This is a genomic window from Hufsiella arboris (assembly GCF_009834875.1).
GTDB classification, from domain to species: domain Bacteria; phylum Bacteroidota; class Bacteroidia; order Sphingobacteriales; family Sphingobacteriaceae; genus Hufsiella_A; species Hufsiella_A arboris.
In genome coordinates, this window is record NZ_WVHT01000005.1 from 14,810 (window position 1) to 32,640 (window position 17,831).

At 41.4% G+C, this 17,831-nt stretch carries 15 protein-coding genes; 2 read left to right on the forward strand and 13 right to left on the reverse strand.

Annotated features, from left to right (window positions below; all coding sequences use genetic code 11):
* Nucleotides 1-127: 127 nt before the first annotated feature.
* The gene (gene carB / locus GS399_RS11405) at nt 128-2,944 is read left to right on the forward strand and encodes a carbamoyl-phosphate synthase large subunit (RefSeq protein WP_160844766.1); all 2,817 of its coding nucleotides are present in this window, start codon (nt 128-130) and stop codon (nt 2,942-2,944) included.
* Between the two features lie 70 nt (nt 2,945-3,014).
* Here the strand turns inward: carB and GS399_RS11410 are convergent, their stop codons facing one another.
* The 13 genes from GS399_RS11410 to GS399_RS11470 form a co-directional block, all read right to left on the reverse strand.
* Complete coding sequence (locus GS399_RS11410; protein ID WP_160844767.1) at nt 3,015-3,449, reverse strand: DUF4920 domain-containing protein; 435 nt, start codon at nt 3,447-3,449, stop codon at nt 3,015-3,017.
* A 106-nt stretch (nt 3,450-3,555) separates the two neighbouring features.
* Nucleotides 3,556-4,944: a DNA repair protein RadA gene (gene radA / locus GS399_RS11415; protein ID WP_160844768.1), complete on the reverse strand. Its 1,389-nt coding sequence runs from the start codon at nt 4,942-4,944 to the stop codon at nt 3,556-3,558.
* A 7-nt stretch (nt 4,945-4,951) separates the two neighbouring features.
* Entirely contained in the window at nt 4,952-5,797 is an 846-nt protein-coding gene (locus tag GS399_RS11420) for a DUF4249 family protein (RefSeq protein ID WP_160844769.1), read from the reverse strand.
* A gap of 3 nt (nt 5,798-5,800) precedes the next feature.
* Nucleotides 5,801-8,326 carry a TonB-dependent receptor domain-containing protein gene (locus GS399_RS11425; protein ID WP_160844770.1) on the reverse strand — a complete coding sequence of 842 codons (2,526 nt, stop codon included), beginning with the start codon at nt 8,324-8,326 and terminating at the stop codon, nt 5,801-5,803.
* A 72-nt stretch (nt 8,327-8,398) separates the two neighbouring features.
* Entirely contained in the window at nt 8,399-9,370 is a 972-nt protein-coding gene (locus GS399_RS11430) for a FecR family protein (protein WP_160844771.1), read from the reverse strand.
* Complete coding sequence (locus tag GS399_RS11435) at nt 9,357-9,956, reverse strand: RNA polymerase sigma factor (protein ID WP_160844772.1); 600 nt, start codon at nt 9,954-9,956, stop codon at nt 9,357-9,359. Before GS399_RS11435 ends, GS399_RS11430 begins: the two co-directional genes overlap by 14 nt.
* Nucleotides 9,957-9,959: 3 nt before the next feature.
* Nucleotides 9,960-10,433, reverse strand: a complete 474-nt coding sequence (locus GS399_RS11440; RefSeq protein ID WP_160844773.1) for a CHRD domain-containing protein — start codon at nt 10,431-10,433, stop codon at nt 9,960-9,962.
* A 48-nt stretch (nt 10,434-10,481) separates the two neighbouring features.
* Nucleotides 10,482-11,285: a polysaccharide deacetylase family protein gene (locus tag GS399_RS11445; protein ID WP_160844774.1), complete on the reverse strand. Its 804-nt coding sequence runs from the start codon at nt 11,283-11,285 to the stop codon at nt 10,482-10,484.
* Nucleotides 11,266-12,231, reverse strand: coding sequence for a glycosyltransferase family 2 protein (locus GS399_RS11450; RefSeq protein WP_160844775.1), 966 nt, complete (start codon nt 12,229-12,231; stop codon nt 11,266-11,268). The genes GS399_RS11445 and GS399_RS11450 overlap by 20 nt, the downstream gene beginning before the upstream one ends.
* The gene (locus GS399_RS11455) at nt 12,228-13,496 is read right to left on the reverse strand and encodes a glycosyltransferase family 87 protein (RefSeq protein ID WP_160844776.1); all 1,269 of its coding nucleotides are present in this window, start codon (nt 13,494-13,496) and stop codon (nt 12,228-12,230) included. Before GS399_RS11455 ends, GS399_RS11450 begins: the two co-directional genes overlap by 4 nt.
* 103 nt (nt 13,497-13,599) lie before the next feature.
* Nucleotides 13,600-15,150 carry an Rne/Rng family ribonuclease gene (locus tag GS399_RS11460; protein ID WP_160844777.1) on the reverse strand — a complete coding sequence of 517 codons (1,551 nt, stop codon included), beginning with the start codon at nt 15,148-15,150 and terminating at the stop codon, nt 13,600-13,602.
* Between the two features lie 300 nt (nt 15,151-15,450).
* A complete protein-coding gene (locus GS399_RS11465; protein ID WP_160844778.1) occupies nt 15,451-16,296 on the reverse strand; it encodes a tetratricopeptide repeat protein in 846 nt (281 codons plus the stop codon).
* 15 nt (nt 16,297-16,311) lie between these two features.
* On the reverse strand, nt 16,312-16,617 hold the full coding sequence (locus tag GS399_RS11470; RefSeq protein WP_369410125.1) for an HU family DNA-binding protein: 306 nt from the start codon (nt 16,615-16,617) through the stop codon (nt 16,312-16,314).
* Between the two features lie 161 nt (nt 16,618-16,778).
* Between GS399_RS11470 and mutY the strand changes: the two genes are divergently transcribed.
* Nucleotides 16,779-17,825, forward strand: coding sequence for an A/G-specific adenine glycosylase (mutY, locus tag GS399_RS11475; protein WP_160844780.1), 1,047 nt, complete (start codon nt 16,779-16,781; stop codon nt 17,823-17,825).
* The last annotated feature ends 6 nt before the right edge of the window (nt 17,826-17,831 follow it).

The window sequence follows — 17,831 nt, forward strand, 5'->3', positions numbered from 1 at the left end:
ACAATTAAAAATAAGCTTCGAGCACATTACTTAAAACACTATCTTTGCATCCCGATAACAGAGTCGGGATTCTTCTCGGCATTGTAAGTCAGCATCAAATAATTACACCTTTTGACTTGTAACAAACATGCCAAAAAACACATCCATCAATTCAGTTCTTATTATCGGTTCTGGTCCAATTATTATCGGACAAGCTTGTGAATTTGACTATTCAGGCTCGCAGGCAGCATTGTCTTTGAAAGAGGAAGGAATCGCCGTTTCAATTATTAACTCGAATCCGGCCACAATTATGACGGATAAGGTTATTGCCGATCATGTCTACCTGTTGCCTTTAAATTGCGAAAGCATTGAGCAAATTTTGCAGGAGCAGAAGATCGATGCGGTACTGCCTACAATGGGTGGACAAACAGCTTTAAACCTTTGTAAGGAAGCTGAGGAGCGCGGAATTTGGGAGAAATATAGCGTTAAAGTTATCGGCGTTGACGTTGCAGCGATTGAAAAGACAGAAAATCGTGAAGAGTTTCGTCAACTGATGGTTGACATCGGAGTAGGTGTTGCGCCGTCAAAAATTGCCAATTCGTTTCTGGAAGGAAAGGAAGCAGCGCAGGAAATCGGATTTCCTCTGGTAATCCGCCCCTCATACACTCTTGGTGGAACCGGCGGGGGCTTTGTTCACAAAAAAGAAGAATTTGATGCTGCGCTGAGCCGTGGTTTGCAAGCTTCGCCAACCCATGAAGTATTGGTTGAAAAAGCGGTGTTGGGCTGGAAAGAATACGAGCTTGAGTTGCTGCGCGATAACAAGGACAACGTGATCATTATTTGCTCGATAGAGAATTTTGATCCGATGGGAATTCACACAGGTGACTCTATCACAGTTGCGCCAGCGATGACTTTAAGCGACCGCTGTTACCAGGATATGCGAAATCAGGCAATTAAGATGATGCGAGCGATTGGAAATTTTGCGGGCGGTTGTAACGTTCAGTTTTCGGTTAATCCGGCAGACGAAAGCATCATCGCCATCGAAATTAATCCGCGTGTTTCACGGTCGTCGGCACTGGCATCCAAAGCCACGGGTTATCCGATCGCAAAAATAGCTGCAAAGCTTGCAATCGGCTATAACTTAGATGAGATAGAAAACCAAATCACTAAAACGACGTCTGCATATTTTGAGCCAACGCTGGATTATGTGATCGTGAAGATTCCTCGCTGGAACTTTGATAAGTTCAAGGGTGCCAATAAAGAGCTCGGCTTGCAAATGAAATCCGTTGGCGAAGTAATGGCCATCGGCCGTACTTTCATTGAGGCGCTACAAAAAGCCTGTCAAAGTTTAGAAACCAACCGGCTTGGCTTAGGCGGGGATGGTAAAGGCAGCCGCAACCTCGATGAAATTATGCATAGCCTGGAACATCCGAGCTGGGACAGATTGTTCCACATCAAGGATGCGATGGTGCTTGGAGTACCAATCGAATCAATCCGCAAAATCACTAAAATTGATAAATGGTTCCTCATTCAAATCCAGGAGCTCGTTAATCTTGAGATAGAACTTAAGCGTTACTCGCTAAATAATATTCCGAAAGACTTCTTCATGACGTTGAAACAAAAAGGTTTCTCCGACGCGCAGATCGCCTGGCTGCTTAGCAATGTTACCGAAGATGAAGTCTATGCCCGCCGGAAAGAACTTGGAATCAACCGCGTTTACAAAATGGTTGATACCTGCGCGGCAGAGTTTCCGGCAAAAACTCCTTACTACTACTCGACATTTGAAGAGGAAAATGAGTCGATCGTAAGCGATAAAAGGAAAATTATTGTGCTTGGTTCAGGTCCTAACCGTATCGGGCAAGGTATCGAGTTCGATTACTCGTGCGTTCATGGCTTACTTGCAGCTAAGGAATCGGGTTTTGAAGCTATCATGATTAACTGTAATCCTGAAACCGTATCCACCGACTTTAATATGGCGGATAAGCTTTATTTCGAACCGGTTTTCTGGGAGCACGTTCGTGAAATCATAGAGCTTGAAAAACCAGAAGGCGTTATCGTTCAACTCGGCGGTCAAACAGCGCTTAAAATGGCCGAAAAGCTTAGCCAGCACGGAACTAAAATTATCGGAACCTCTTTCGAGAATATGGATATTGCTGAAGACCGTGGCCGTTTCTCCGACCTGTTGAAAGAACTGGGTATCCCTTATCCAAAATATGGTGTTGCAGAAAGTGCTGAGGAAGCGATTGAAGTAGCGCATGAAGTTGGCTATCCTGTACTGGTTCGCCCTAGTTACGTATTAGGCGGCCAGGGAATGAGCATCGTCATCAACGATGAAGATCTCGAAAAAGCCGTTGTAAACTTGTTAAAAAATCTTCCGGGAAACCGCGTGCTTATTGATCACTTTCTTGACAGAGCCGAAGAAGCTGAATCTGATTCGATCTGTGATGGAGAAGATGTTCATATCATTGGCTTAATGGAACATATCGAGCCTGCGGGTATTCACTCGGGAGATTCGAGTGCCGTTCTTCCGCCGTTTAATTTATCTGAAAATGTTATCAGGCAAATGGAAGAGTACAGCATAAAGCTGGCAAAATCGCTGGATGTGCGGGGCTTATTGAATATCCAGTTCGCAATTAAGGATGAAAAGGTTTATGTGATCGAGGCAAATCCGCGTGCTTCACGTACGGTACCATTCATCGCTAAAGCCTATGATGTGCCTTATATTAATATTGCCGCTAAAATCATGCTGGGTGTTAATAAGCTGAAGGATTTCAAAATCGAAAGAAAGTTGATAGGTTACGCGATAAAAGAGCCGGTATTTTCGTTCGATAAATTCCCCGAAGTAGAAAAACAACTCGGACCGGAAATGAAATCAACAGGTGAAGCGATCCGTTTTATAAAAGACCTGGAGGATCCTTACTTCAGACATTTATACAAAGAGAAATCAATGTATCTAAGTAAATAACAAAAAAGACCGGCTGAACTTTCAGCCGGTCTTTTTGTTTCGGTAAATCAGCAAGCTGATAAAGATCCCTTTATTCCAGGACTGCCAGGCCGCTTGCATTATATGCCAGGCGAGTTTTAGTATTTCCTTTAATGTTATCGGCGTCTTTAATCGAATCAATAAAAGCATAGCCATCCAGAACAATCTGTTTCCCTTTAAGCTCTTTCGGAATACTTAGCGTAGTGTCTCGTAGAACGACAGGCAGATACGCACCATCGTTAAGTTTTAATCGAAGTTCACTTTTGGCCGGATCAACCTCAAGCACTTCACCCTTTATCCTGGTGTCGAGCTTGTCTTTTTTGTTCATTGCGGTAGCGAGGGCATCAGCGTCGATAATGCCGCTGTTTTTAACTGAATCGCCAAAAGCCTGTTCGCTGTGAATGTTTCCAACGGCTGATAGCCTGGTTTTTTCAGATGTACAAGCGTAAAAAAAGACTGGTAATATTAAAAGTATTAATTTTTTCATACTGAGCATTTTGTCGTTCTACGCAATAAACCAGTTTTAGTTTATTGCGATAACGAGATGCAAAGATGCGGCAATACGATAAAATTATTTTCAGGCTATTGTAATATCAGCCAAACAGCAGGGAAAAAACTTCTTCAACCTTGGCTACGGTAATTATCGAGATGCGGTAACGACTAGTATCCAAGCCTTTACTATTATACTTGGATATGTAAATTTGCTCGAAACCGAGCTTGTCAGCTTCCGCGATTCGCTGCTCGATACGGTTTACGGCACGAATCTCGCCCGAAAGGCCAACCTCGGCGGCAAAGCATGTCTTAGAAGAAACCGCAATGTCTTCATGCGATGAAATGATAGAAACAATGACGCTTAGGTCGATAGCCGGATCTTCCACACGCAAACCGCCGGCAATATTTAAAAACACATCATGTGTGCTGAGGCGAAATCCGCAACGTTTCTCCAATACAGCAAGTAGCATGTTCATCCTTTTGGTATCGAAGCCGGTAGCTGAACGCTGAGGCGTTCCATATGCTGAAGAGCTGACCAGTGCCTGGGTTTCGATCAGCATCGGGCGCATTCCTTCCAGCATTGCTGACACAGTTATACCGCTGAGAGACTCATCCCGTTGAGAGAGCAAAATTTCCGACGGGTTTGAAACCTCACGTAAGCCATCTCCCTGCATCTCGTAAATCCCAAGTTCCGAGGCTGAACCAAAACGGTTTTTTATTGCCCGGAGAATACGATATACGTGATGGCGGTCGCCTTCAAACTGTAACACAGTGTCAACCATGTGTTCAAGGATTTTTGGTCCGGCGATCATTCCATCTTTAGTGATGTGGCCAATTAGAAAAACGGGTGTTGAACTTTCCTTTGCGAAACGTAAAAGTTCTGCTGTACACTCGCGAACCTGCGACACGCTTCCGGGAGTTGATTCAATGTGCGCTGAATACAACGTTTGAATGGAATCGATAATTACCAGATCTGGCTCGAGCGCTTCAATCTGCTTAAAAATGTTCTGCGTGGATGTTTCAGTTAAGATGTAGCAGTCATTCGCCGCATTTTCGGATACCGAACTTAATCTCTCGGCGCGCATTTTTATTTGCCGGTCGCTTTCTTCACCGGATACATAAAGCACTTTTAAGCCTGGCAATGTGAGTGCCAGCTGCAACATCAGTGTTGATTTTCCGATGCCTGGTTCGCCTCCGATCAATACCAGCGATCCGCCAACTATCCCACCTCCTAAAACCCTGTTCAGCTCATTATCTGAGGTAATTAACCGATGATCCTCCGTAAATATTATATCCTTTACATGTGATGGCTTTGTGGCACGCTGAAGAGAGGTTGAGGCGGGTTTCCAGTCGGGCACTGAAGCGACAGACTTTTCCAGAACCTCTTCCACAAAAGTGTTCCATTGATTACATGAAGGACATTTGCCGAGCCACTTCGGCGATTCATAGCCGCAGCTCTGGCAAAAATATGCTGTTTTAGTTTTAGCCAATTTGAGTTTATTGAGTAATGAATTCTTTAACGCGGTATTTGCGAAAGTCTATATCCGTTACGTAGAAAAATCCTTGCGCATTCCCAGAAATATTCCCGGTAATTTTACCTGGTACGCTAGAGAAAATCCCTTTCCAATCCGTTTCGAGAAAGATAGAGTATAAATATCGTGAATACGTTTCTGAAAGGGAAAACTTATAAATCGAAATCAGGTCATCCGGACCTAATATGACTTCCCGGTCGTCTTTAATCAGCGGATAAAGGGCATTTGGTGTTCCGAGAGTGTGAGTGTAGTTGTAATATTGCGGTCCACCGATCTTACCGGGGTTCCATTCAGGAACACCTGTGTACGCAATGAGCCATTTGCCGGAGTTCATATATCCGAACGAGTGTTTAGGAATGGTTATTTTAACGGCTCCATCCACTTGTTTTTTGGCAGTGAATGGTAAATAATCATCCGTTATATCAACAACCTGTTTCAAAGTGTCGGTTGCGCTGTAAGTGACATTTTTGTATTTCACCGTAAGCTTGTAAGCTTTGTTGTAGTTAGCATTGCCGGACATATACGCAGAATATAAACCTGGCGTCGATGTCATTTTAAAGGAAATTTCTTTGTATCCGTCGTTCACTGAAACCTGGGCCTCGGTTACGGGCAAGGGAGCCTCTTCAGCTTTAAGCGATGGCAAGCTTATCTGTATATATTGCTGTTTTACCAGTGTGTTTATTCCTCCTTCTATAACAATATTATAACTGTTTTCTGGTGTCTGAAAGTCCAGTTCTGACTGACTGTTTTTGTCGCAGCCAGCCAGTAGGAACAAGCTTAAAATTAATATGGTGATTCGTGTTCCTACCATGAGCTATATCTGAAAGCCGTATGTTATCCAGGGAATAATACCGGTTGAGGTTTGAACAAGTCCAAAGTTGCTGGCGGGAGAAGCTTGCCTGACACTGTAAAACAAAGGGTTCTTCCGGTTATAAACATTGTTCACGCCAACGGACAAGGTACTTTTAAACCGACTTTTCCCGGAGAGGAGCCATTGGGCGGATAGGTCAAGCCGGTTATAATCCGGGAACCTCGAAGCGTTTCGCCCTTCAAAAATTGGCACCTGAATTCCGTCCTGCATATAATACCCTATCGGAAGGGTTGCGGGCCTGCCATCTGAATAGATAAAAAAGCTGTTCAACGAAATTTTGTCAGTCAAAAAGTAGCTGAGTGTAAGCTTTACTGTATTTGGGAAGTCATAATTCGCCGGAAAACGGATGTTCCCATTTACGCCATCAAACTGCCTGAAAACCCGGCTATAGACGTAGCTTAGTGTTCCTCTGAAATTTTCCGCTGTTTGCGAGGCAGAAAATTCTGCTCCCCATGCTTGCGACTCCCCTGTTTTTAGATGACTCCGAATATCCGGATTTAATATTACCTGCGTATGTTCACTCATTTCTAATTGGTTCCGCATATTTTTGTAATAAGCGCTTGCGCTAAAGTTTATGCGGTTGTCAGAGTAACGGTACCCGCTGGAGATGAAATCTGAAATTTGCGGCTTGGTGCTGCCTGAAGCTGGCATCCAGGTTTCCAGTGAAGAAAATGCCAGCTCGGAATTTTGGATAAGCTGCAGATACTGCCGTGTATGGTTGTACGACGCAAAAATATTGTGATGGCGCGCCACTTGATAACCGATATGAAAACGCGGTTCAATACCCCAGTAAGTTTTATAGTTTCTTTTTATTATTTCATTTCCTTCCTCGTTAAAAAGATTTTTCGCCTGCTCCCCGTTTTTAAAAGCAGTTGCTCTAAAGCCATACGATAACTGAAGTCGCTCAGTCGGTTTGAATTGGTGAGAGAAATACAACGCGTACTCCTGTGAATGATCATCGGGAATATCATAATCCGAGAAAAATGTACCGGAGCTTTGGCCTGGCTTGAACTGGTGGTATGTACCTTGCACGCCGAACTTGACTTCGGTATTCAGATTTCCGTAAAACGTGAAGTCTGCTTTAAGCCCGGCATCTCTGATTCCTGTTTGCCACAGGCCTTTTTCAGACAGCGTATCAGCATTAATATCAAGCTTATTTCTATAATTGCTATATATGGCCGATAAATTTAAAAATAACCTGTTACTGAAAATATGATTCCATCGCAATGTAGATGTCAGGTTTCCCCAGTTATTTACGTAAGAATTTTTTGAGTAAATATGATCGTCTCCCAAATAAAAGGAGTAGAGAAGACGATTGTTGTCGTTTATTCGGTAATTGGCTTTGGCGTTAATGTCATAATAGGAAGAGTTAGGATTAACAAGCCCGAAGTTTTGATTTAAAAGATCAATGATACTTCGTCTGAAAGTTATCAGGTACGATCCGGTTTCTTTTTTAATTGGGCCCTCGGCTGCAATACGGACAGATAAAGGACTCACGCCGCCCTTTAATTGAAACTCATGGTTGTTTCCTTCGGCCATGCGCCCGTCAACTACAGAAGATAATCGTCCGCCATAGTTTGCAGGCATGTAATCGGTATAATATTGTACATTTTTAATCGCGTCGGGATTAAAAACTGAAACCAGTCCGAATAAATGCGATGGGTTGTAGATCATAGCCTCGTCGAGCATGATCAGATTTTGATCGATATTTCCTCCACGTACAAATAAACCGGAACTGCTTTCGGTCATCGCTTTTATTCCCGGCTGCATTTGCAGGGCCTTAACCACGTCAAGCTCACCAGCAAAATAAGGCAAACCTTTTAGTTCAGCTGGTGCAAGGTTTTTTAAGGAATTTAGCGTGCCGAGAGAATCTTTTGACCGGATGCCAACCACCGTTTCAAGCAGCCTGTTTTCTGATGGACTTAGCTGAATTGATTCCGACCGGCTTGCGTTCGCCGAAAACTCCATTTCACGTACTAAGTAAGAAATATGGGTAATTTGAAGATGATAAATTCCCTCAGGAACTGTAAAAGAATAATATCCGTATTGATTGGTGCTTATCGTTGTTTTTAACTCACGGATCAGGATGTTTGCGCCGATAATATCCTCGCCGGAACTTGCATCGGTTAAATGGCCATTTATTGTGACAGTTTGCTTCTTGTGGCGGGTTAAAATAACCTGGTTGCCGGAAACCTGGAAGTCAATCCCTGTGCCATCTAAAATATTATCGAGGACTTGTTTAAATGGCGTTTCAACAAAATTGACTTTAATTATTCTTGAAGGAATAATATCGGGATCGAAGGAGAAATTAAGGTGTGTTTTGCTTTGTATCTGCAGGATCGCCCGCGACAGCTCCTCGTTTTCAAAATTGATGGAAATTTTAATGTTGTCGGTTTTATTGGCCTGAGCGAATACGAACAATAAATTAAGGCAAAAAATAACTATTAAGCCAACCGACTTCTTTAACATATAACCCCTGTGTGTTTTGAGAGCTTTGGGGGCGCAATTATATCATATTAAATTGAAAATCACAAGATTCGGCTATTCAATCAGTAAGTATCCTGTTGTGTTTTTTTTCACTTTTATCTGAAGAGTTGTTGTGATTACATTGAGTGCACTGTCAAGGTCTTTATATTGAAGAGTGGCAGTAAGCTTGCGATTTGTCAAGCTGGCTGATCTAAGCGTAACAGTCTCATGATACGTTTCTGAGAGTTTTTGAGCCACTTCTTTTAAAGGTGTTTTGTCAAAAATCAGCTTTTTGTCTATCCAGGATTTGAAGTTTTTGTCTGTGTTAGAAGCTGTTGAAATTTGCCCGGTTTGGTAGCTAACAACCGCTTTATTTCCGGGAGTTACCATTTCCGACGTCTTAGCTGTGCTATTTTCAATGCTAACCAGGCCGCTTGCAACAGCTACCTGAACCTGTTGTTTATTTCTGAGAAGATTAAAGCTCGTTCCAAGATCGTTTATTTTAATATTGCCGGCATCGATCACGAAGTGGTTTGATGGATCGTGTATCACATCGAAGAAAGCTTCTCCGTAGTTCAGTGTTAGTCCACGGCTGCTTGTATATGTATTTTTATTAAAGCTGATGCTGGCGTTTTGGTTAAGGTCCACGGTTGATCCATCGGGCAATATAATATGGCGAATTTCCTTGCTAGCCGTAGTGTAGGTTAGTGTTGAGCCCGGATAAAATAAGAAAGAGACTACAAATATCAGTGAGGCAGCAATGCTTAGCCATGCAGCCCATTTCACGACAGACGCAGAAGTTTTCGGCTTTTCTCTGTCTTCTAATTTCGACGAAAGTATTTTCCACGAATTTTCTTCATCGGCACGGTCGCTCAATAACAATATATCCAGATTGTTTTGCACCAGCTGAAATTCGCGATATGTCTTTTCGTTCTCCGCGTTAAGGTTACGCCAATCGTCAAGCTTCCGCTTATTGTCAGGAGCAATCGCATCATCGAGTTCATCGATGATCCATTCCAATGCTTCTTCGTTTTTAAAATCTTCCATAGTTTGTTAGATGTTCGTTTTCAATGTATTGCTCCGCCAGTTGCTCGCGCAATTTTTTGAAACCGTATGTTAGATGGTTTTTTACCGTTTTAACCGATATATTAAGCTGGGCGGCAATATCTTTTTGCTGTAATTTTTGAAAACGACTCATCATCATCACTTTTTTGCATTGCGGCGGAAGGGTTTCCAACACTTGTTCCAGCTTTTGTAAAATCAACTCTTGATGGTCTGCTTCATTCTCCGACGCCAAATTCTCAACTTCTTGGCTCTCGTAGGGCGCCAGGCTTTCAGCCTTCCGCTTTTCGCGCCTGATTTCACTTATCGACCGGTTGACAACCGCGCGACTCAAATAATTGTTTAATGATTGAGTTATTTCCAATTTTTCTGATTTGTTCCAAACGTTGAGAAAAACGTCATGCACGATTTCCTCGGCGCTTTGAGCACTTCCTGTGTAAGAACAGGCAATACGGAACAATTTTTTATAGTTCATTTTATAAACCGCTTCAAAAACTTTTTTATTTCCTCTGCGGATCTCCTCAATAATTTCCCGGTCATTGTCCGGGATTTTTAGAAACAGTGATTCCATATCTTACTGTTTCTGTTTTAAAGTTATCTGACCCCTGATTTCGCCCGCTTTATATTCTTTCGACGTCAGTAAAATATACCATAGTCCTTTAACTAAATCGCGTTGTTGCAAAGCTGTAGCCGTAAATTTTCCTTTCAACGGGGATTTATATAGTTCGCCGTCGTTTGGTGAAAATTTGATAACCCGGCTGCCATTAACCCCACGCGCACCTTTACACAATTCAACTGTTTGCGCTGTTACACTGTCAAAAGTTATAGCATACGAAAACTCTTTCGATGACTCCGAGTAGCTGCCTTTTAAAATCCCTGTCGCTGTTGATGTGGTTCCTGCATCTTTATTGTTAAGTCTTGCAGATATCCAGTAATCATGCAGCGGTGCCTTGCTTTTTACCGACTCTTCATCGCCTTTTTCGCACGCTATCCAAAAAAACGCGATGAGGCAAATGCAACTTGTCCTAAAAATAACTGATAACTTCAAGCGAATTAATTTAGCCGCTAAAGATATGACAGTCAGGAATTAAAATTCCTATATGGCAAATATTTTTTCGCTCACTTTTTCCTTTATTTTAAGCATTTCGCTAATGGTTCCAAATTCGTAACCTTTACTTTTAAAATCGGTGATCAGGTTATCCATGCGCTCCAGCATGCCTGAGCCGCTGTTTCTGCTTACATATCCCGGGAAACCGAATTTTTCCTTATCGTTCAAATCCGTAAATTCCCAAGGATGAAAATAGATGTTCAGGTATCTATCTTTAAAATAAGTAAGCTCACAAAGTATCTTATAAAGCCATAAAGGGAAATTATGGAACGACAGCCAAAACAATGGAATACGAAAGAGAGGCGTAACAGAAGCCGGCAGTTGAAATAATTTGCCGGTTTGGTGTATCGTTCTCTTTAATCCCAGGTTGTTATATCTTCCCGGCAACCATGTTGGGTTTGTTGAGCTGTTATATTCATAACCTGCTTTTTGTAATTCATCATTGTTTACAGCCATCATGCGCGGCATCCGGAAACCGAAAATTTGCTGACCTGAAATCTTTTCAAGCGTAATCTTTGAACTTAACAGATGATCGTTGGAAAATCTCGAATGAAAATAGCCGTGAGAGGCGAGCTCATGTCCTTCGTCAACAATCTGGTAAATAATTTCCGGGGCACTTAAGGCAAATTTGGCAGTACAAAAAAAAGTTGCTTTTACGTGGTGATCTGCCAACATGCGCAAGATTTTACGGGTGCCATCAACCGAAATACGTATCTGCTCTTCAAAAGCGATCGCCCGGTCATACTCCATAGGCATATCAAATTCTTCTATATCAAAACTCAACAGTATCATGGACCTTGGATTTTAAACTTGTATGTTGTACGATATAATTGGGGCGAAGCTTTGTTTGCAGGAAAACCTTACCGACATAAATGCCAATAATTCCCAATATTATCAGCTGAATTCCGCCAAGAAAAACAATCGTCATTATCAACGAAGACCAACCAGCAATAGCGTGTCCGTTAAAATAGCTGTACATAACGTATGGAAAGTATAAAACCGATATCCCGGATAACGTAAAGCCCAGATAAATGGCCGTATAAAGCGGACGAATGCTGAATGAGGTAGCTCCCTGAACGGCAAGTTTTATCATCTTCTTGATCGAGTACTTGCTCTTGCCGGCGTACCGGTTTTCCGGCATATAATCAATAGCATATTGTTTGAAACCAAGCCATTTGACGATGCCTCGCAGAAATGGATCTATCTCTCTGAATTGTTTTAGTGCATCAGCTACCTTTCGGTCGATTAAGCGGAAATCTGCAGTGCCCGGCTCTAGTTTAGTATCAGATAAACTGTTTACAATCGAATAAAAAAGATTGGATGTTGAGTTTTTAAATAAACCGCTATCTGCGGAGAATTTTCTTCGTGTATAAACTATTTCGTAGCCTTCCTCCCATTTCGAAATGAAATGTGGCAAAAGTTCCGGAGGATGCTGCATGTCGCTGTCCATCATAATTACGCAGTCACCATCGGCATGGTCCAAACCTGCTTTCAGAGCATTTTGGTGTCCAAAATTTCGTGATAAATTGATGTAATGAATTCTGTCGTCGAGATCATGAAATTCATCCATTACGGTAACCGTCAGGTCGCTGCTGCCATCATTTACAACAATGATTTCGAAATTATAACCGGCTTCAGCTAACGACGCAGTAAGCTTCTCGAGTAATCTTGGAAGATTGGCGGCTTCGTTAAATGCTGGAATAACTACTGAAATCTTTTTTCCGTTGCTAATTCTCATACTAAAGCCGGTTGGGTTAAGGGGTGTATTTTATTTGTATCGTTTGACGTAGTTTGCTCAGTTCGCTTGACAGGAAAAACCAGCTCATATATAATCGTTAACCAAACCATTAAAGTTGGAAGCGCTTTAAGGGCGTATGGAATCATGTAGTGTTTTTTTATATAGTGCGGACATAAATCTGTTTCAAATAATGAACCAAGATAAATAGCAATAACCATCAGGATAATTTGCCAGGCTGTATACGGCATTTGTCGGGTAACAAACCAAATACCTATTCCTGCATAGGCAATGATATAAGTAACCGTTTCTGATCCTGTACTAAACAATACCGGAAAGATTAATGCCGAGGCCAGCAATGAAAATTTGGCTTCCATACTGCTCAAACTATTTTTTCGGAGAATGGGAAGCATGAATATGACTGCCGCTGGTAGCAGAAATGGTAAAAGCGGCAGGTTCTCTGTTTTGAAAATCCTCTTAACCATTCCCATAACCGAGACATCCTGGTAAGTTGTTGATGCCAACAGATTTATTTCATTTTTATGTTGTAAGGAATGAACCCAGTCGATATATGACTGGGTTATAAATGCCGGTTTGAAAATCACCATTGGCAAAATGAAGAGTATTACGCTGGCGGGCACCAGAGCGTAAATAAACATCTTCTTTTTACTTGAAATGAAGAAAAATACTAATCCGACAATACTGTAAAGCTTGATAAAAAAGCCAGTCATCATCCAAAAAACGCCCCAAAAATCTTTTCGGTTTACGATGCATACCCAGCCGAGAATAATGAAGGCGGCAATAGCGCCGTTGGTTTGATATGTTTGAAGCGTCATGTTCAGCTCCTGTGTACAGATCAGGCAAATAGCGTTCTTTTTTAACTGATTAAGTGGTAATTTATCAATGGCGTACCAAACAAGCAGCGCGTTCGCGATTTGGAAAATATAGGAAGCAGTCTGAACACCAACGAATGAAAGCGGCGCCATGATCAGGCTAAATATAGGTCCGTAATGATTAGTATCCTGGCAACAGGAAGGATCGAAATCGTATAGGTTTACGCCATTCAACGCGTGCACATAAGTTCCTCTGAAGATAAGGAAGTTGTTAATCAGGTTAACTTTAAGCTGGTAGTGTGTAACAACCACGGCTAGCAGCGTCCAGATTGGTATAAAAAGATACCGCCAGGAACAAAGTGAGAACAGCGCGCTATATATGGAGCGCAAAAAACTGTTCCTTTGAGAAAAGGTTGGTTGAAAGCGTGATAACATGAAATTTTTCTAAACTCATGTACATGACGCTCGGTTGGGTAAAAAGTCCTATAAGAAACTGAACTTTTAAAAAAAAAGCCTCTCAAATCTGAGAGGCTTCTTCTTAAAGTTTTATCTGCTCTTCCTTCGCATCAAGGAAATGAAATTCGGTCAGATAGTAAGAGGATATACTTTTAACCTTTATCCATTTACCATATTTAAAAAACCATTTCCACTGGCAGCTAATAAATCCTTTTTTGATATACGCTTCGATGTACGGATGCACACAGAGCGTAATATCTTTTTCATTTTGTTCATTCAGGATGTAATTGAGATTATTTTCAATGTCATCCATCAGAACAATACTTGCTTTAATTTCGCCGGTACCATTACAAGCCGGGCATTTTTCGTTGGTAATGATATTCATTTCCGGACGAACCCGCTGGCGGGTAATCTGAACCAAACCGAATTTACTTGGCGGCAAAATTGTATGTTTTGCGCGATCCAATGCCATTTGCTGCTTCAGGTAATCGAACAGATCTTTACGATTTTGTGGCTTGTGCATATCAATAAAATCGATCACAACAATTCCACCCATATCACGTAAACGTAACTGACGCGCTATTTCCCGCGCAGCTTCCTTGTTTACCTGCAAAGCATTTTCATCCTGGTTTTCAGGATTAGCCGTGCGGTTTCCACTGTTTACGTCAATTACATGCAGCGCTTCAGTATGTTCAATTACCAGGTAAGCTCCGCCAGCCAGATTTACTGTTTTGCCAAAGGCAACTTTAATCTGCTTTTCGATGCCAAAGTGTTCGAAAATTGGCTCCTTATGCTTATATAGTTTAACGATCTTTTCCAGTTCAGGAGATATTTCGTGAACATAGGATCTGATCTCTTCATAAATTCCCGGATCGTTTACATGAATATTTGCGAAATCGGGATTTAAAATATCACGCAAAATGGTCGATGTACGGCCCATCTCGCCTAAAATCTTTTTAGAAGGTTCAGTAAGAGGCAGCTTTTTAGAAAAAGTTTCCCATTTTGCTACCAGGTCGAGCAGGTCTTTTTGTAGCTCTGCAACGCCTTTTCCTTCTGATACCGTGCGGATTATCACCCCAAAATGCTTTGGCTTGATACTCTCTACAATCTTTTTTAAACGGTTCCGCTCGTTATTGCTGCGTATCTTTTTTGAAATAGATATCGCATCCGAAAACGGAACTAATACGACAAATCTTCCTGCAATAGAAAGATCCGAACTGAGCCTTGGCCCTTTCGTTGAAATGGGCTCTTTGGCTATCTGAACAGGCAACAACATATTCCGGCTTAGAATCTCAGAGATTTTTCCGGATTTATTAATGTCTTGCTCTTGTTTAAAACTATTCAGCAGTTTTTCTTTATAACTGCCGTTCTTTACAATCTTGGTTAATTTTATGAGCGACTGTACTTGCGGCCCTAAATCAAGATAGTGCAAAAAAGCGTCTTTTTCATAACCAACATCCACAAAGGCTGCATTTAAGCCGGGCATGATTTTTTTTATCTTGCCAAGATAAATGTCACCAACAGCGTAATTGTTGTTAATGTGCTCTGTGTGAAGTTCTACGAGTTGCTTGTCTTGCAGTAAAGCGATAGTCACCCCGTTTTGGGATGAATTGATAATTAATTCCTTTACCAATAGCTACTCCTTTAGTGACGGCATGTGATGCCATCGTTGTTCAACACTAAGATGAGTTAAATAATAACACAACAACCTCCATCGCTTTCTTTGCGGGAGGTTATTGCTGTGTTTGAGTGATGGATCCGAGCGCGTTTGACAAAGCTTAACCAGTCTGACTCGGAGATACTCAGAACGTATTATTTCTTTTTGTGACGATTTTTTCTTAAACGTTTTTTGCGTTTGTGGGTAGCCATTTTATGTCTTTTTCTTTTTTTTCCGCTTGGCATAATTAATTTTTTAAATGTTTTATAATTCTGTTTATTTCTTTAATTCTGCAATTTTCTTTTCTACAAATTGCGTTAATCCCGGATCGGCGGCCAGCTCTTTGCTTTTTAAATAGGCTGCAATAGCTTCGTCTTTCAAGCCCATGTTTTCATAGCTTGATGCAAGGTAAAACCACGATTCCGGACTTGGTTTAATATCATTAACAGTTTTGAAGCGGTTAACGGCTTTATCAAACTGTCCTGAACGCATGGAAAATAACCCGAGGTTCATATTAGCTTTTACGTTCCTGGGTTCTTCTTTAACCACCTCAAGTAAAAGCTGTATTCCCTGCATCGGATTTGGTGTGCCACTTACGTAAGCTACTCCTAACCCCGTTTTTGCATCCAGGCTTTTAGGTTGTAGCTGCTGCGCGTTTTTATAAGCATTAATAGCTTTTTGAACCAGTCCGGGTTGTACGAGTGTGTCCTGCGTATTTTGATACGCATCTGTAAACTCATCACCGGCTTTTAGCCAGGTTGGATAATCGTTAACTTGCTGGGCAACCATTTCATGATAAAATGAGGCCGGCGCCGGCTGATTAACGTCGTCCCACTTTTGGGCTAACTGCTGCTGTAATTTTAATTTATCAGATCCTGAAGCTTGCTTTAGCGAAGCCTCAAGATCTGTAATTTGTTGTGCCAGATTTGCACTTAAACTGTTTTTTGCAGTTGTCGAGATGCTTTCAAGGCTTATGGAAACCGGCTGCGACGCTGTTTCGGTAGTCATACCGGCGCCACGGGTTTCTTTAGGTTTTACAAGGCCTTTAATGTCCATAAAAAATAGTACCGCCATCAATGCAGCAACTGTTGATATAACTACTATTTGTTTGGTATTTAACATGCCTATGAGTGGAAATTAAGCCTCCGCTTTTTTCTTGTTTCCTGTTTTTACTTTTTCTACAAAAACCTTAGCAGGCTTAAAGCTTGGTACGAAATGTTCCGGGATAATGATTGCGGTATTCTTTGAAATATTACGGGCCGTTTTTTTAGCGCGTTTTTTAACTACGAAACTTCCGAAACCTCTTACATATACATTCTCGCCGGCAACCATAGAAGTTTTTACCACTTTAAAGAATGCCTCAACAGCCTCCTGAACATCTACTTTTTCGATACCTGTTTTGTTGGAAATCTCCGTAATAATTTCTGCTTTAGTCATGTTTATATGTGTAATAAAATTTGTTGTTCTATCCCTGTTTTGGGGTTGCAAAAGTATAGCTTTAAATTGAATTGCTGAAATAAAATCCTCTTTTTTTTGTTACCAACTCGCTATAAAACAAATAGTAAGATATTTTTGCAAATCATATAAACGACGCTAATTATTAAATGATTTTTTCCGAAGAAGTAATTAACTGGTACTTAAAAAATAAACGCGATCTGCCGTGGCGAGATACAAATGACGCTTATATTATATGGCTGTCGGAGATAATTATGCAGCAAACGCGTGTAGAGCAGGGTATGCCTTATTTCAACAGATTCCTTGAAAACTATCCGACCGTATCCCATTTTGCTTCTGCAACGGAAGACGAAATTTTGAAACTTTGGCAGGGGCTGGGTTACTATTCGCGTGGACGGAATATGCACTATACGGCAAATCTGGTTATGGATGAGCATGGAGGTTACTTTCCTACTTCCTACGATAAGCTTATTAAACTGAAAGGTGTTGGCGAGTATACAGCAGCTGCAATTGCATCTTTTTCGGTAGGAGAAGCGAAGGCGGTGGTTGACGGAAATGTTTTCCGTTTGCTGTCGCGATATTTCGGTGTGGATATTCCCATTAACTCAACCAAAGGAAAAAAGACATTTGGCGAGCTAGCCGATGAGATTATGGACCGTGAACAACCAGGAATTTACAATCAGGCTGTAATGGAATTCGGCGCTTTGCAGTGCAAACCGTTTAATCCGGATTGCCCGACATGTCCGTTACGACCCGGATGTTATGCTTTTCGAAATAGAAAGGTTAAAGAACTACCGGTTAAGCTTAAACAGGTGGCAAGTAAGGACCGGTATTTTTATTATTTCGTTGTGTCGAAAAATAACAGGCTTTTAGTTAATAAACGCGGAGCAAATGACATCTGGCAAAATCTGTATGAACTACCATTGTTTGAAACTTCGCAAGCCGTATCAATTGAAGAATTGCTTGCTTCGCCAGAGGTAAGATCTAATTTCGGGGATGTTTTAGCGAAAAAAATAACTGGTCCCATCAAGCATGTTTTAAGCCATCAAAACTTGCATGCCACATTTATTGAAATCCAGGATTTTGAAGAACGTTTCGCTTCGAAAATGAACTGGCAATATGTAGATTATGAAGAAGTTAGAAACCTCGCACAGCCCAAATTAATTTTTTCTTTTCTAAATAAATTTCTAAATTGAATTAAA

Coding starts and splice junctions, on each gene's coding strand:
- GS399_RS11465 (WP_160844778.1), bottom strand. CDS start 16,296: ATGTTAAATACCAAACAAATAGTAGTTATATCAACAGTTGCTGCATTG.
- GS399_RS11455 (WP_160844776.1), bottom strand. CDS start 13,496: ATGTTATCACGCTTTCAACCAACCTTTTCTCAAAGGAACAGTTTTTTG.
- GS399_RS11445 (WP_160844774.1), bottom strand. CDS start 11,285: ATGATACTGTTGAGTTTTGATATAGAAGAATTTGATATGCCTATGGAG.
- GS399_RS11435 (WP_160844772.1), bottom strand. CDS start 9,956: ATGGAATCACTGTTTCTAAAAATCCCGGACAATGACCGGGAAATTATT.
- mutY (WP_160844780.1), top strand. CDS start 16,779: ATGATTTTTTCCGAAGAAGTAATTAACTGGTACTTAAAAAATAAACGC.
- GS399_RS11430 (WP_160844771.1), bottom strand. CDS start 9,370: ATGGAAGATTTTAAAAACGAAGAAGCATTGGAATGGATCATCGATGAA.
- carB (WP_160844766.1), top strand. CDS start 128: ATGCCAAAAAACACATCCATCAATTCAGTTCTTATTATCGGTTCTGGT.
- GS399_RS11420 (WP_160844769.1), bottom strand. CDS start 5,797: ATGGTAGGAACACGAATCACCATATTAATTTTAAGCTTGTTCCTACTG.
- GS399_RS11450 (WP_160844775.1), bottom strand. CDS start 12,231: ATGAGAATTAGCAACGGAAAAAAGATTTCAGTAGTTATTCCAGCATTT.
- GS399_RS11425 (WP_160844770.1), bottom strand. CDS start 8,326: ATGTTAAAGAAGTCGGTTGGCTTAATAGTTATTTTTTGCCTTAATTTA.
- GS399_RS11410 (WP_160844767.1), bottom strand. CDS start 3,449: ATGAAAAAATTAATACTTTTAATATTACCAGTCTTTTTTTACGCTTGT.